Below are 15,745 nucleotides of genomic sequence, written 5' to 3' on the forward strand. Positions count from 1 at the left end.
GCACTCCTGTTCTGGGGCAACAAGGCTCACCCTAGTTCGTCAGCCGCAGGGCCAGCATCGCGATGTCGTCCTCCCGGTCGTGGCCGAAGCTGGTGAGGAGGGTGTCGCACAGCGCGTCCAGGCCCGGCATGGCGCCGATGGCCGCCGCGCGCAGGTGCTCCATCGAGACCGCGAGGTCGGTGCCCCGGGTCTCGATCAGACCGTCGGTGACCATGAGGAGCCGGTCGGTGGGTTCGAGGAACAGCTCGGTGGGCGGCGGGTGGGGCACACCCGGCCCGAGCAGCGGGCCGGCCGCCTTGGCGTAGTCGGCGCCGTGGGTGTCCCGGACGATCAGCGGCGGGATGTGCCCCGCGTTGGCGATGCGGGTACGGCCGGTGGCGGGGTCGATCAGGACCAGACAGACGGTCGCCGTGACCCCGGGGTGGTAGAGCTGGAGCATCCGGTCGAGGCGCTCGGCGAGCACGCCCGGGTCGCTCTCGTCGACGCAGTAGGCGCGCAGCGCGTGCCGGATCTCGACCATGACGGTGGCGGCCTCGAGCGAGTGCCCGACGACGTCGCCGACCGCGGCGAGCACCCCGTCCCCGGTGCGCAGGGCGGCGTAGAAGTCACCGCCGATCTCCGCCTCCCGGGACGCGGGCACGTACCGGACGGCGACGTCGACGCCCGGCAGTTCGGGCAGCGCGTCGGGCCGGGGAAGGAAACTGCGCTGAAGGGTGAGCGCCACGTGCCGCTCCACCTGGTACATGAGCAGCGGCTCGGCGGCGAGCGCGGTGGCCTGGGCGAGCCGGGCCAGCCGGGACTCGGTCTCGGGGTCCACCCGGCGGACCTCTCGGGTGGGAACGGCCAGACACACCGAGGATCTGCCGTCCTGGGTGGGGATCAGCACCAGCCGGGCGTCGTGCGGCACCCCGGGCCGGAAGAACCCGGCGGGCCACAGCGGCGCGGGCACCGTGGTGATCCGCACCCCCGCCTGGCCGTGGGTGAGCCTCCGCAGCAGGGCGACGACGGCCTGGCGGGCGTCCTGGTCCGGCAGCGCGAGCGTGGTGCGGTTGCTGGAGGTGCCGCGGTGCAGCGCGTCGTCCGGGCCGAGGACGAAGGCGGCGGCGGCGGAGCCGGTGAGCCGCGCGGCGCCTTCGGCGGCGGCGTCGGCGAGCTCCTGCGGGGAGCGTGCCGCCTGGATGCCGACGATCGCCTCCGAAAGCAGCGACAGCCGCCGTGCCGCCGCCTGGTCGTCGGCGCGCAGCCGGGCGGCCCGCACGGCCGCCCGGACCACCGCGTCGATCTCCTCGGGCTCGGCGGGCATCGCCAGGTGGGCCTCGCCGCCCGCGTCCAGCCCTTGCCCGCGGTCGCCGGGGGCCACGTCACCCGCCGAGAAGTGCACGACGGGCAGTCCGGCCATGTGCGGCCGGGCCTTGAGCCGGCGGCACAGCTCGAAGCCGCTCATGTCCGGCAGTTCCACGTCGACGAGGGCGACGTCCGGCAGGGCGCCCTCGCGTCGCCGTACGTCCAGTTCGACGAGCGCCTCGTGGCCGGTGCCGACCGCGACGACCTGGTGACCAGCGCGGCGCAGCACGACACCGAGGGCGAACCGGCCGGCCGCCGTACGGTCCACGACCAGCACGGTCGTGTCGCGCCTCCTGCCGCTGACGTCGGCGTTCATCTGTCGACCCCCGACCCCCGGACCCCGGACCCACCGGTGGAGCAGACCGGACGGAAGGTCTGCTCCACCAAGGTAGTGCCCCTGTCTAGGGGGTCGTCCGGGAGAACACCGCGACGGTCCGGGCCGGCACGGCGAACGTGCCGGACTGCGTCACGTACGACGCGGCCTTGGCGGTGGGGTCCGACCCCGCCGCCTGCACCGGGTGCAGCCGGTATCCCGTCCCGGCGAGCGCGTCGACGGTCTGCTTCGTCGCCGTCGGCGTCGCGTTGAACACGACGACCAGGTCACCGAGTTCCATGGTGATCACCCCGGGCGTCTCGTCCTTCCCGGAGAGCGGGAAGGAGAGCGCCGACTGCACCCCCTCGGCCGTCCCGAGGGAGAACGCCTTCTCCGTGGTACGGATCCTCAGCAGATCCCGGTAGGCGGCGGAGGCCGAGGTGATCTCCGGGCAGCCGACCCCGACGGCGGTCAACAACGGCTTGGCGTAAGGCCACTTGGAGGCGTTGTCGACGGCCGGCGGCAGTCCCCGCCCGAAGCCGTTGCCGGCGGCGCAGTTCCAGTGGATCGCGTTGAACCAGTCCCCGCTGTCGTAGGAGTTGCGGTCCAGGGACTTGGAGCGCAGCAGGTCGCTGCCGGCCTGGGACAGGGCCGGGCCCTGGGAGAGCGCGGCGGTGGCCATGGCGAGGACCTGCATCCGGGAACGGTCGGCCGCCGAGGTGTCCTCGGGCAGCTTGTACGCCAGCGCGTCGAACAGCGACTCGTTGTCGTGCGCGTCGGCATAGGCGAGAGCGTCGCCGGGTGCGTGCGCGTAGCCGGCCGGGGCGCCGTTGTAGTCGACCTCGGCGCCGGTGACCTCCTTGCCGTCGGCGCCGGTGAAGCGGTACGCGGCGAGGTTGCCGGACAGCCCGACCTTGATGAGGTCCTGGTAGTGCAGCAGCCGGGCCTTCTGCTCGGCCGAGGTGCCGTTGTTCGTGGACGCGTTCGGGTCGGTGTAGAGCCCGGACGCGAAGCCCTGTACGCCAGGGTCCTCGTCGAAGGGCCCGCCGCCGCGCACGGCGTCACGCGCCCGGTCGGAGAAGGTCGCGACGCCCGTGCCCGCCATGTTCTTCTGCGTGGCCTGGACGAACCGGGCGTCGTCGGCGACCTCGCCGAAGTTCCAGCCCTCGCCGTAGAGGATGATCTTCTTGCCGTCGACGCCGTCCTTGGCGGGGGTCAGCGCGTCCAGCGCCTTGCGCACCGCCAGGATGTTGGCCTTGGGGTGGTGTCCCATGAGGTCGAAGCGGAAGCCGTCGACCTTGTACTCCTTGGCCCAGGTGACGATGGAGTCGACGACCAGCTTGCCCATCATCGCGTTCTCGGTCGCGGTGTTCGCGCAGCAGGTGCTGTTCGCCACCGAGCCGTCGGCGAGCAGCCGCTGGTAGTAGCCGGGGACGATCCGGTCGAGGACGCTGGTCGCCGCCTGGCCGCTCGCCGCCGTGTGGTTGTAGACGACGTCCATGACGACCCTGAGGCCCTCCTGGTTCAGCGACTTCACCATCCGGCGGAACTCGACGGTACGGGCGGTGCCGTCCGGGTCACTGGCGTACGACCCCTCGGGGACCGTGTAGTGGTACGGGTCGTACCCCCAGTTGTAGGCGTCCTTCGCGGCGGTCGCGGCCACGCACTCCTGCTGCTTCTCGGAGTCGGCCGGGTAGGAGGCAAGGTCGCAGTCGGTGGCCGACTGCGCCGCCCTGTCCTCGGCGATGGTGGCGATGTCGAAGACGGGCAGCAGGTGGACGTACGACGTGCCCGCCGCCGCCAGTTCCCGCAGATGCTTCGAGCCGTCGCTGTCCCGGTCGGTGAAGGCCGAGTAGGTGCCCCGGTCCCCGGCGGGGACGGTCGTGTCCGCGACGGAGAAGTCCCGCACGTGCAGTTCCTGGATCTGGGCGTCCTTCAGCGGGACGGCCTTCGGCTTGGTGAGCGTGGACCAGCCGCCGGGGGCGAGCGCCTTGTCGTCGAGGTCGACGACGAGGCTGCGCGCCGAGTCGGTGGTGAGGGCGACCGAGTAGGGGTCGGTGACCTTGTTGGTGACGACCTTGCCGACAGTGGGCGCCCATACCGTCACGGCGTACCGGTAGGGCTTGTTCTTCCAGGATGTGGGGCCGGTGACGGACCAGACGCCGGTGGTGTCGTCGCGCTTCATCCTCACGGTGGAGCCGGCGAGCTCCAGGGAGACCTGCTGAGCCGTCGGGGCCCAGACGGCCAGGGTGGGACGGCCGTTGTGGAACGTCGGCCCGAGCCGCGCCTTGGTGGCACCGGGGTACAGGTCGTCCAGTACGCCCGCGATCTGTACGCCGGTCGCCGCCAGTGCAGCGCCGTTCGCGGCCCGTTGGGAGGCGACGACCTGACCGCTGAGGGCTTCCCGCACCCGGTCCCGGTCGCGCGGGTCGACGGACCAGGCGGTGTAGGTCTTGAGGTGCGGGTACGCGGCCTTCTGGGCGTCGGTGAGGGTGGTCTTCGTCAGCCGCAGCCACTTGGCGGCCCCGGTGAGGGCGCCGTTCGCGACCGCGATCGAGCCCTTCGCGCTGTACAGCAGCTGGGTCGAGGCGGCGGCCTCCGAGCCGTTCCAGGCGACGGTGTTCCGGTCGATCCAGACCGCCTTGGAGGTGGTCAGGTCGAGGGCCGCCGCGGAGCCGGCCGGCTGCGGAAGCAGGTACTTCTCCTGGCCGCTCAGCAGCCACACCTCGTGGCCGTCGCTCGTGAGGTCCAGCGACCGGTCGGTCGGCAGGTCCTTCTCGTCGCCCTTGTGGAGGATGTAGCTCAGGCTGGTGGCGCCGGCGGTGAGCGGCACCTCGAAGACGGCGCCGTACGCGTCGGCCGTGGTCGGCTTCAGCGGGTTCGACCACTCGGTGGGGTTCGCGGCGCCGGTCCAGGTGTGCAGACCCCAGCCCGTGTAGTCGCCGTCGGCGCGGTGGTAGTGCAGGACGGCCTTGGTGGCGTCCTGGGCCGGGCCGTCGGGCTTCTCCGTGCGGACGCCCTCCTTGCCCTGCTCGATCCAGACCTCGCCGGTCTTCGTCACGTCGATCGTGCGGTCGGCGGAGACGTCCTTGTCGCCGTCCTTGTCGATGACGAGGAAGCCCACGGACGAGGCGCCGGGCTTGAGCTTGACGTAGGCGAAGGCGCCGTAGGCGTCGCGGCCGGTGAAGGGGTGGCTGTCCGGCCAGGTGGTCGACTCGCCGTCGGCCAGGTCGCCCCAGGCGTACAGGCCCCAGTCGGCGTAGTCGCCGTCGGTGCGCTGGTAGTGGACGATCGCGTAGTCCCGGGAGGAGGCGGTGGGTATCTCCTCGGCGGGCGGGGTGCCGGTGACGGAGGCCGCGGTGGCGCTCGCCGTGCGCCCGGCCGAGTCGACGACGACCGCCTTGTAGCGCAGGACCGTTCCGGCGGGTACGTCCGCGCCGACGGTCTGTGTGACCCGGTAGGGGGCGTGGTCGGCGGAGCCGAGGGTCCGCCACGTGCCGTTGCCGGTCTGGGCGGCGAAGACGACCCGGTTCAGCTGACCGCCCTCCACGTCGGCGCTCAGCTCGACGGTGCCCGTGGCGCCGGCGGCGGGAGCGTGCAGGGTGACGGTCGGCCCGGCGGCCGGGGCGGGCAGCTTGCGGGTGGCCTCGAGGACGATCGCCGAGCCTGCGGGGACGGTTACGGTGATCTTCTTGTCGGCGCCCGCGGCGACCGTCTTCCCGGTGCCGTAGATCCCGCGGAACGAGGTGTTCGCGGAACCGGTTGCGAAGGTCGCTTCCTGCGCCGTGCCGGCATTGTTGAAGGCGACGACGTACTCGGTCGTGTCCTTGCCGGTGCCGTTGCGGGAGAAGGCGTAGACGCCGGCGCCGTCGGCCGCGTAGCGCTCGGTCTGGACGCCGTCGGTGAGGGCGGGGTTCGCCTTGCGGAGCTTGGCGAGGGCCGCGATCTGCCGGTACAGCGGGGCGCCGGTGTCGTAGGCGTCGCTCGCGTGGGTGCGGTCGGTGCCGATCTCGTCGTCGTCGAGGTAGTCGGCGCTCTTCGACGCGAACATGGTCTGGCGGGCGTCCTTGTCGCCGCCGGAGCCGGTGAAGCCCTGTTCGTCGCCGTAGTAGACGACCGGGTTGCCGCGGCTGAGGAACATGAGCTCGTTGGCGAGCTCGTCCTTGGCGAGGAGTTCGGCGTCGGTGGCCTTCGGGTTGTCCTGGTTCAGGAAGTACCCGATGCGGCCCATGTCGTGGTTGCCGAGGAAGGTGACCTGCTCGTAGGCGTTGGCCTTGTCGGTCGTGTACTTGTAGTCGTCGGCGAAGACCGAGGAGAGCTTGCGCGCGCTGCCGCCCTGGGAGGCGTACTGGCGGGCGGCCTCCTGGAAGGGGAAGTCGAGCGTGGCGTCCAGGCGGCCCTGGGTGACGTACGGGGACGTGATCGACGTGTCGGCGGAGTACACCTCGCCGAACATGAAGAAGTCGTCCCGGCCCTGCTTGGCCGCGTAGGCGTCGAGGGCCGTCGCCCACTGGGTCCAGAACTCCATGTTCACGTGCTTCACGGTGTCGATCCGGAAGCCGTCGATCCGGAAGTCCCGCACCCAGCGCTGGTAGATCTTCTCCATCCCGGCGACGACCTCGGGACGCTCGGTCCACAGGTCGTCGAGTCCGGAGAAGTCTCCGTACGTGGTCGACTCACCGGCGTAGGTGGAGTCGCCGCGGTTGTGGTACATCGTCGGGTCGTTGAGCCAGGACGGGACCTTGGCGGTCCGCTGCGCGGCGGTGACCGTCGGGGTGCGCGGGAAGGAGCCGGCGTCCACGGCGGGGAACTTCGTGCCGCCGTCCGCGTAGTCGGCGTCGTCGAAGGGCTCGCCGTCCTTCGTCAGGTACGGGAACGCTCCCTTGGACAGGTAGTCGTAGGACTTCTCCTCGTAGTCGACGACATCGGCCGTGTGGTTGGTGATGACGTCGAAGAAGACCTTCATGCCCTTGGCGTGCGCCGTGGAGATCAGGGTCTCCAGGTCCTTGTTGGTGCCGAAGTGCGGGTCGACCTGGGTGAAGTCGGTGATCCAGTAGCCGTGGTAGCCGGCCGAGGCGTTGCTGCCCGTCCCTTGCACCGGCCGGTTCTTGAAGATCGGCGCCATCCAGATGGAGGTGGTGCCGAGGCCCTTGATGTAGTCGAGGCGCTGGGTCAGGCCCTTGAGGTCGCCTCCCTGGTAGAACCCCTTGTCGGTGGGGTCGTAGCCGGTGGTGAGGCGTGAGCCGGTCAGTCCGCCCTCGTCGTTGGCGGTGCTGCCGTTGGCGAAGCGGTCCGGCATGACGAAGTAGAACTGCTCACGGGTGTCGTCGTGGCGGGCCGGAGCGGCGGCCATCTTCGCGTCGGACGGTGGTGCGGGCGGGCTGTCCGCGTGCGCCGCGAGGGGCTGCACGAGGGCTGCGGCCAGCGCGGCCACGGCGACGGCCGCGACCCGTCGGGCAGCTGGCACGGTGCGGCGCGTCGGGGGCGCCGGCCATCTCGGTATCACAGGCGGGAACTCCTAGCGATTGCGGCTCTCTTGGGTCCGACCCCAACGCCGCGGGACGGCTTCGTCGCCGGGCGCCCGCGTGGACCGTATCGCTGACGAAAGGTTTACAGCAAGAGTCTTGCAACTCACGGCAAGAACTTTCACCAGGGCCTTGACGTGTGCGCAGCGGCGTCCTCCCGGCGGGGCGCTCGGTGCCCTGCGTGACCCACGACGACACCGGGCGCGACCGCCTGCCCGTCCCGCGTGCCGCGCACCGCCGGAGCGACGGTGCGCGGCACGCGGACCGGCGGAATCAGCAGCTGGACTTGCCCGCGTAGACCGCCAGCGCCGTGTTGGCGGCGAGGGTCGCCGTGAGCTGGCCCGATCCGTTCACGGTCACCGTCGTGTTGCTCTGCACGTTGCAGTACGTACCGGCGGCGAGCGACGTCTGGAACGTGCGGGTCAGCGAGCCCGACTCGTGGTTGATGGCGACGTACCCCTTGGCACCTCGCCCGAAGGCGATCGCGTCGCCCCCGTTGTCCCACCAGTCGCTCATCGCCGCGCCCCGCGTGGCATTACGGAAGGCGACCATGCGGAGGATCTCCGGCCAGGCGTGCTGGCACTTCCACCCGTTCTGCCAACAGGCGCTCACAGTACCGCCGTTGGGCGGCCCGGCGTCCGCGTCCGACCACTCGTACCCGGAGTTGATGTCCGGGGCGCCGTAGGGGTACGCGAGCATGAAGACGTTGGCGAGCGTGTAGTTCGCCCCGTCCTTGTAGGTGAGGGTCGATCCGTTGCGCTCGGTGTCGTGGTTGTCGACGAACACCCCGGCGGCGGAGCTGCTCAGGTACCCCCAGCCCTCGCCGTAGTTCTTCAGGTAGGCGAGGTTCTCGCTGTTGAAGACCCGCTTGAGGTCGTAGGCGTAACGGAACTCCTGGACGTCCCCGTTGCCGGTGTACTCGGTCGGCTGGACGGCCTCTCCGCTGCCGTAGATGACCTCCTGCTTCCAGTACACGCCCGGGTTCGTCAGCCGCGACTTGATGTTGGCGAGGTCGGCGGTGGCGATGTGCTTGGCCGCGTCGACGCGGAAGCCGTCGACCCCGAGGGTGAGCAGGTCGTTGAGGTATCCGGCGACCGTCTTGCGGACGTACTCCTCGCCGGTGTCCAGGTCGGCCAGGCCGACCAGTTCGCAGTGCTGGACGTTCCAGCGGTCGGCGTAGTTCGAGATCTGGGACGTGCAGTCGTCGAAGTCGTACGAGGAGTACAGACCGGGGTAGTTGTACTTCGTGTACGACGAGCCGCCGGTGCCGGTGCCGCTGCCCGCCGACATGTGGTTGATGACGGTGTCGGCGACGACCTTCACACCTGCGGCGTGGCAGGTGTTCACCATGTTCTGGAACGCCGTGCGGTCGCCGAGGCGTCCCGCGATCTTGTAGCTGACCGGCTGGTACGACGTCCACCACTGCGAGCCCTGTATGTGCTCGGCGGGCGGGGAGACCTGCACGTAGCCGTAGCCGGCCGGGCCGAGGGTGTCGGTGCACGCCTTGGCGACCGAGGCGAAGTTCCACTCGAAGAGGACGGCGGTGACGTCCTTGGTGCCGGGAGGGGTGGCGGACGCGGCGGTGGGGGCCATGACGGCGGCCGCGGCGGCCAGGGCGAGGGCGCCCGAAAGGGGTCTGCTGCTTGCCATGTGGGGAAGTCCTTCTCCGTTGAAGGCTCTTGCTGAAACACGTCAGCAATCTTGCGGTGACGGAGATGTTAAAGGCCCGCTGCCTGAAAAGGCAGCGGGCCGTATGAAGTTGATGCAAGAACTTTCAGAGAGGCCTTCAGGCCGTCGTGAACCACACCGTCGTGTCGGCCGGGAGCTTGGCCTCACCGGCGTCGGTCTCGGTCACCTCTTCGTTCGCGAGCAGCACCCGCCCGTAGGCCGGGGTCGTCACGGACTCCCCGGTGGTGTTCGCCACGCACACGAACTCCCCGCGGCGGAAGGCCAGTACGCCCTCGGGGGCCTTCAGCCACTCCACCGCGTCGCCCGCGCCCAGGTCGGGCCGCGAGCGACGGATGCCGAGCGCCGAGCGGTACAGCTCCAGCGTCGAACCGGGCACCCCTTGCTGCGCCTCCACGCTCAGCTCGCCCCAGCCGTCCGGCTGCGGCAGCCAGCTTCCGCCGTCGCCGAAGCCGTACGACGAGCCCTCGCGGGTCCACGGGATCGGGACGCGGCAGCCGTCACGGAAGCCGTCCTGGCCGGCGCCGCGGAAGTACGCCGGGTCCTGGCGCACCTCGTCGGGCAGGTCGACGACGTCCGGGAGGCCGAGTTCCTCGCCCTGGTAGACGTACGCCGAACCGGGGAGCGCCAGCATCAGCAGCGTGGCCGCCCGCGCCCGGCGCAGACCGGCCTCGCGGTCGCCCGCCGTGCGGATCTGGGTGCCGAGGCCGGGCGGGTTGGCGAAGCGGGTGGCGTGCCGCGTCACATCGTGGTTGGACAGCACCCAGGTGGCGGGGGCGCCGACCGGGCGCATCGCCTCCAGGGTGCGGTCGACGACCTCACGCAGCTGCTCCGCGTCCCACTCGGTGGCCAGGTACTGGAAGTTGAAGGCCTGGTGGAGCTCGTCGGGCCGGACGTAGTTCGCGGTGCGCTCGACGGTCGGGGTCCACGCCTCGGCGACGAAGATGCGCTCACCCGAGTACTCGTCGAGGATGAGCCGCCACTGGCGGTAGATCTCGTGGACGCCGTCCTGGTCGAAGAACGGCATGACATCGTTGCCCAGCAGCTTGAGTTGGTCGTGGGCCCCGAGGTCCGGGAGACCCGCCGCCTTGACCAGGCCGTGGGCCACGTCGATACGGAAGCCGTCGACGCCCATGTCCAGCCAGAAGCGCAGGACGGAGCGGAACTCGTCCCCCACCGCCGGGTGTTCCCAGTTGAAGTCGGGCTGCTCGGGGGCGAAGAGGTGCAGGTACCACTCGCCGGGGGTGCCGTCCGGTTCCGTGACCCGGGTCCAGGCGGGGCCGCCGAAGATCGACTCCCAGTCGTTGGGCGGGAGTTCGCCGTTCGCGCCCTTGCCGGGACGGAAGTGGTAGCGGTCCCGGAGGGAGGAGCCGGGGCCTTCGCGCAACGCCCGCTTGAACCACTCGTGCTGGTCGGAGGAGTGGTTCGGGACCAGGTCGACGATGATCCGCAGGCCCAGTTCACGGGCGTCCCGGATGAGCGCGTCGGCGTCGAGGAGGTTGCCGAACATCGGGTCGACCGCGCGGTAGTCGGCGACGTCGTACCCGGCGTCGGCCTGCGGGGAGGCGTAGAAGGGGCTGAGCCACACGGCGTCCACGCCGAGGTCGCGCAGGTACGGGAGGCGGGAGCGTACGCCTTCCAGGTCGCCCATGCCGTCGCCGTTGCTGTCGGCGAAGCTGCGCGGGTACACCTGGTAGATCACCGCGTCCCGCCACCAGTCACGGCGCTTGGCGACGGTGGCGACAGCCGAGGTGGAGGTGGGGGCCGGGGCTGCGGGCTGCTGGCTCATGGCGTCCTTGGGGCGATGGGGGTCCCCCCGCTCGAGCGCGTTCGAGAGTGGGGGGAGTGGTCATGTGGTCAGGGGTACGGCGGCGGGTGACGAGGCGGCCGCGGTCACAGCGGGGTCGGATGGCGACCGCGACCGCCCCGGGTTTTCGGGGGCTGAGCAGTTCAGGCGACGTCACGGCGGTTCGGCTGCGCCCTGCAGGGGCACCGGGCAACCGCGCGCCGGCCACGAGGGCGCCGCCGGCGACCGGCGGCCCGTCGCTGTCCTCTCAGCGGAGCGTCACCCCTTCGTGCCGCCCGCGGTCAGGCCGGTCACCAGGTTCTTCTGCACGAGGTAGAAGAACACGGCGGCGGGTATCGCGATCAGCACCGCGGTGGCGGCCATGAGGTTGCGCTGGGCGTCGTGCTCGCTGACGAAGGACTGCAGGCCGACGGCAAGGGTGTACTTGTCGTCGCTGAGCATGAACGTCGAAGCGAAGGCGACCTCGCTGAAGGCGGTGAGGAAGTTGTAGAAGGCGGCCACCGCGAGACCCGGCTTGGCGAGCGGCAGGATCAGCCGGAAGAAGGTGCCGAACGGGGTGAGCCCGTCCACGCGTCCGGCCTCGTCGATCTCGAAGGGGATGGTGTCGAAGTACCCCTTGAGCAGCCAGGCGCTGTACGGGATGACCGTCGTGCAGTAGACGAGGATCAGACCGAAGTAGTTGTCGATGAGCTGGAGGTCCGAGAGGATCTGGTACATCGGCACCATCAGCACGGCGACCGGGAACATCTGGGTGACCAGCAGGACCCACATGAACTTCTTGTAGCCGGGGAAGCGCATCCGGGAGACGGCGTAGCCGGTGGTGGCGGCGATGAGCACGCCGATCGCCGTGGTGCCCAGCGTGACCACGAGCGAGCTCTTCAGCCAGTCGAAGAACTGGGTGTGCTGGAGCACGAACGTGTAGTTGTCGAACGTCATCTTGTCCCAGATGCCGCCCGGGTGCAGATAGTCGTCCGTGTCGGGGCCGAGGGACAGATAGACCAGCCACGCGATCGGGAAGAGCGCGATGACGCTCGCGACGATCAGGATGCCGTGGGAGGCGAGGGAGCCGGCGAGGGTGTTCTCGCCGCGGCGCCGGGCCCGGCGCGGGGTCTTGGAGCGCTGCTCGCTCAGGGGGGCGGAGGTCTCGGCGGTGGTGCTGGTCATGGGAACTCCTGCCTCAGATCGCGAGCTGCTGCTCGTTGCGGTTCAGCCAGCGGCGGTAGAACGAGGTGAAGACGATCAGGATGGCCAGCAGCAGGATGCCGTAGGCGGCGGACTGGGCGAAGTCACGCGGCTGCTGCCCGAAGCCGAGGTAGTACGCCCAGGTGACGAGGATCTGCGCGTCGGGGGCGGTGTTGCCGAACAGCAGGAAGATCACGGCGAACTGGTTGAAGGTCCAGATGATGCCGAGCAGGACGACGGTGGAGCTGACGGACCGCAGGCCCGGCAGGGTGACGAACCGGAAGCGCTGCCAGGCGCTGGCGCCGTCCATCTCGGCCGCCTCGTAGAGCGAGGCGTCGATGGCCTGGAGACCGCCGAGCAGCGAGATCATCATGAACGGCACACCGCACCAGGTGTTGACCATGATCGCGGCGAATCGCTGCCAGAAGGTGTCCTCGAGCCACTGCGGCGAGGGCAGGTGCAGGGCGTCGAGCGCGGAGTTGATGATGCCGCCGTCGGCGAGCATGAACCGCCAGCCGAAGACGGTGACGAAGGTGGGCACCGCCCACGGCAGCACCAGGATCAGCCGGTACAGGGTCCGCCCGCGCAGCTTCTGGTTGAGCAGGAGCGCGAGCCCCAGTCCGATGCCGTAGTGCAGGGCGACACAGGTCGCCGTCCAGACGATCGTCCAGATGAAGTGCGACCAGAAGCGGTCGTAGGCCGTCGGGCCCCAGAGGATGTCGGCGTAGTTGTCGAGGCCGATGAACTTGTAGGTGGCGTCGATGTGGTTGACGCCGATCGTGCGCGCGGTGTTCAGGCTGTTGGCGTCGGTCAGCGTCAGGTACAGGCCGTACACCAGGGGGTACAGCACGAGCACGCCGAGGACGACCGCCACCGGGGCGATCATCACGTACGCGTACCAGTGCTTCTGGTAACCGCGCCTCAGGCGCCCGGCCGGCCCGGGCTTCGGCTCACGGTCACCGCGGCGCTTGCCGGTCGCGCGGTCGATGGCGACTGTCATGGTTCGACACCTTCTGGATCTTCACGCTGGATCTTCGAGGGGTTGGTACGGCTCACCGGCCGGTGGCCGCCGGATCTCTCCCCCCTTCTGTGCGGGAGATCCGGCGGCCACCCGGGCTCACTTGCTGAAGTCCGGCACCAGCTTGGCGATGGCGAGTTCAGCTGCGCTCAGGCCCTTGTCGAGGGTCTCCTTGCCGCCCGCGATCTTGGGCAGTTCGGTGTCGAGCGGGCCCCAGAGGGAGCTGTACTCCGGCAGCGCCGGGCGCGGCTGGGCGGCGGACAGGACCGTCTGGTAGCCGGCGATGCCCGGGTCGGCCTTGACGGCGGCGGTGTAGGCGTCGTCACGGGTCGGCAGCGTCGAGTTCTTCTGGGCGATGGCCGCCTGGCTCGTCGCGGAGGTCATGAAGTTGACGAACTTCAGCGCGGCGGCCTGGTGGGCCTTGTCCGAGCCGGCGTAGACCGAGAGGTTGTGGCCGCCGGTCGGGGCGCCCGCCTTGCCGGCGGAGCCGGCCGGGACGGTGGCGATGCCGAGGTTGTTCTTGTCCGTGAAGGCGCTGCCCTTGTAGAAGTTCGTGATCTCCCACGGGCCCTGGACGATCGCGGCGACCTTGCCGTTGACGAACGCGTCCTGGATGTGGGCGTACGCGTCGGCGGTGGTGTCCGCCTTGTGCAGGCCCTTGCCGTCGAAGAGGCCCAGCCAGGTGCCGTACGCCTTCTGCGCGGCCGGCGAGTTGACGGTGATCTTCTTGGCGTCGGCGTCGACGGTGTCGGTGCCCTCGCCGTACAGGAAGGACTGGGCGTAGTAGGCCTGGGTGGAGCCCCAGTAGCCGTCGACGCCGGTCTTCGCCTTGATGGTCGCGGCGGCGGTCTTCAGGTCGTCCCAGGTCTTGGGGGCCTCGGCGATCCCGGCCTTCGCGAAGAGCGCCTTGTTGTAGACCAGCGCGAGCGTGTCGGTGACGATCGGCACGCCGTACGTCTTGCCCTCGTACTTGGCCTGCTCGATCAGGTTCGACTTGAACTTGGCCTGGTCCTTGAGGGCCTCGGTGCCGTCCAGCGGCAGGAAGAAGCCCTTCTTGGCGAAGGCGGGGGTCCAGCCGACCTCCGAGCGCAGCACGTCCGGGGCGCCGGACGCGCCGGCGGCCGTGTCGAACTTGTTCTGCGCCTGGTCGAAGGGCACGTTGACGTACTTGACCTTGACGTCCTTGTTGGCGGCCTCGAACTGCTTGACCAGGGCCTGGTACGTCGGCGCCTCATTGGTGGCGTTGGAGGTGTCCCACCAGGTGATGGTGACCGGCCCGGACGAGTTGTCGCTGCCGCTGTCGTCCCCGCCGCAGGCCGTCGCCGCGAGGGCGAAGGACGCCACCAGAGCGGTGGCCGCTATGCCACGCCGCATGAGTTTCTCCTTGAGGGTGAGAGCCCGTTTAGCTACAGGAAGCGGTCCCGTCCGCTGTCCTGCCGACTCCGACCGCGCCGTTGCTGCCGTCGGGCGACGTGAACGTAACAGCGATGTAAGCAGCACGAAAGACCTTGCAGAAAAAAAGTGCAAGAGAACTCCGAAGTTATCCGCACGTGACTCCTGCGTGACCTCCCCTCGACCGCTGTGAGACCGTAGTTGTCGCGGTTGAGGGCCTCGCAGCGGGGCGCGGGGCCGCTGTGCAAGACTCTGCAAGCTCTTGCCATCACTTTCACGAGGGAGCGCGATGACGCAGCAGCCCGCGGGCCGTTCAACAGGTCGCCCACGGCGTCCGATCGGTGTGCAAGTCAGCACCCGACCGGTACAGTCCACCCCTGTGACCACACGGCTTGCCGACATCGCTGCGCAGGCGGGGGTGAGCGAAGCGACCGTCAGCCGCGTTCTCAACGGCAAGCCCGGTGTCGCCGCCACCACCCGCCAGTCCGTGCTCGCCGCTCTGGACGTCCTGGGCTACGAGCGCCCGGTCCGGCTGCGCCAGCGCAGCGCGGGTCTGGTCGGCCTCATCACGCCGGAGCTGGAGAACCCGATATTCCCGGCCCTGGCCCAGGTCATCGGGCAGGCGCTGACCCGCCAGGGCTACACGCCGGTCCTCGCCACCCAGACGCCGGGCGGCTCCACGGAGGACGAACTGACCGAGATGCTGGTCGACCGCGGGGTCGCCGGCATCATCTACGTCTCGGGCCTGCACGCGGACACCACCGCCGACATGCAGCGCTATGAGCAGCTGCGGGCGCAGGGCGTCCCCTTCGTGCTGGTGGACGGCTTCTCCCCGAAGGTCCAGGCGCCGTTCATCTCCCCCGACGACCGCGCGGCGATGACCCTGGCGGTCACCCACCTCGTCTCGCTCGGTCACACCCGGGTGGGACTGGCGCTCGGCCCCAAGCGGTTCGTGCCGGTCCAGCGCAAGATCGAGGGTTTCGTCAGGGCGGTCCAGGAACAGCTGGGCCTCAACCCCGAGACGATCGAGACCGACCTGGTCCAGCACTCCCTCTACACCCTCGAAGGCGGCCAGGCGGCGACCACCGCCCTGATCGACCGGGGCTGTACGGCGATCGTCTGCGCCAGCGACATGATGGCGCTGGGCGCGATACGCGCGGCCCGGCAGCGCGGTCTCGAGGTGCCGCAGGACATCTCGGTGGTCGGCTTCGACGACTCCCCGCTGATCGCCTTCACGGACCCGCCCCTCACCACCGTCCGCAAGCCGGTCCCGGCGATGGGCCAGGCCGCCGTCCGCACGCTCCTCGAGGAGATCGGCGGGACCCCGGCGCCGCACAGCGAGTTCGTGTTCATGCCGGAGCTGGTGGTGCGCGGTTCGACCGCTTCGGCGCCCGGGGACCGCAATCGTCCGTAGGGCGGAGACATCCGGGTCCTCCCCGGTACGCCGGCAGGAGACGCGGGGGTCCGGCCGGAGCAGG

8 protein-coding genes are annotated in these 15,745 nt (G+C 70.0%); 1 reads left to right on the forward strand and 7 read right to left on the reverse strand.

Features of this window, described 5'->3' with window-relative positions:
• Positions 1 to 31 precede the first annotated feature (31 nt).
• The 7 genes from QF030_RS13715 to QF030_RS13745 form a co-directional block, all read right to left on the reverse strand.
• Positions 32 to 1,660 (reverse strand): fused response regulator/phosphatase, encoded by a 1,629-nt coding sequence (locus QF030_RS13715; RefSeq protein WP_307162944.1) that lies wholly within the window; start codon positions 1,658 to 1,660, stop codon positions 32 to 34.
• 85 nt (positions 1,661 to 1,745) lie between these two features.
• Positions 1,746 to 7,163, reverse strand: a complete 5,418-nt coding sequence (gene pulA, locus QF030_RS13720) for a pullulanase-type alpha-1,6-glucosidase (protein ID WP_307162945.1) — start codon at positions 7,161 to 7,163, stop codon at positions 1,746 to 1,748.
• A 292-nt stretch (positions 7,164 to 7,455) separates the two neighbouring features.
• Positions 7,456 to 8,832, reverse strand: a complete 1,377-nt coding sequence (locus tag QF030_RS13725; RefSeq protein ID WP_307162946.1) for an alpha-amylase — start codon at positions 8,830 to 8,832, stop codon at positions 7,456 to 7,458.
• 136 nt (positions 8,833 to 8,968) lie between these two features.
• On the reverse strand, positions 8,969 to 10,657 hold the full coding sequence (locus tag QF030_RS13730) for a glycoside hydrolase family 13 protein (RefSeq protein ID WP_307162947.1): 1,689 nt from the start codon (positions 10,655 to 10,657) through the stop codon (positions 8,969 to 8,971).
• A 276-nt stretch (positions 10,658 to 10,933) separates the two neighbouring features.
• A complete protein-coding gene (locus QF030_RS13735) occupies positions 10,934 to 11,839 on the reverse strand; it encodes a sugar ABC transporter permease (protein ID WP_307162948.1) in 906 nt (301 codons plus the stop codon).
• Between the two features lie 13 nt (positions 11,840 to 11,852).
• Complete coding sequence (locus QF030_RS13740) at positions 11,853 to 12,857, reverse strand: carbohydrate ABC transporter permease (protein ID WP_307162949.1); 1,005 nt, start codon at positions 12,855 to 12,857, stop codon at positions 11,853 to 11,855.
• A gap of 117 nt (positions 12,858 to 12,974) precedes the next feature.
• Positions 12,975 to 14,249, reverse strand: a complete 1,275-nt coding sequence (locus QF030_RS13745; RefSeq protein WP_307162950.1) for an extracellular solute-binding protein — start codon at positions 14,247 to 14,249, stop codon at positions 12,975 to 12,977.
• A 397-nt stretch (positions 14,250 to 14,646) separates the two neighbouring features.
• On the opposite strand from QF030_RS13745, the gene QF030_RS13750 reads away from it, so the two are divergent.
• Positions 14,647 to 15,681 carry a LacI family DNA-binding transcriptional regulator gene (locus tag QF030_RS13750; RefSeq protein WP_307162951.1) on the forward strand — a complete coding sequence of 345 codons (1,035 nt, stop codon included), beginning with the start codon at positions 14,647 to 14,649 and terminating at the stop codon, positions 15,679 to 15,681.
• Positions 15,682 to 15,745 lie beyond the last annotated feature (64 nt).

It is taken from the genome of Streptomyces rishiriensis, assembly GCF_030815485.1.
GTDB lineage: Bacteria > Actinomycetota > Actinomycetes > Streptomycetales > Streptomycetaceae > Streptomyces > Streptomyces rishiriensis_A.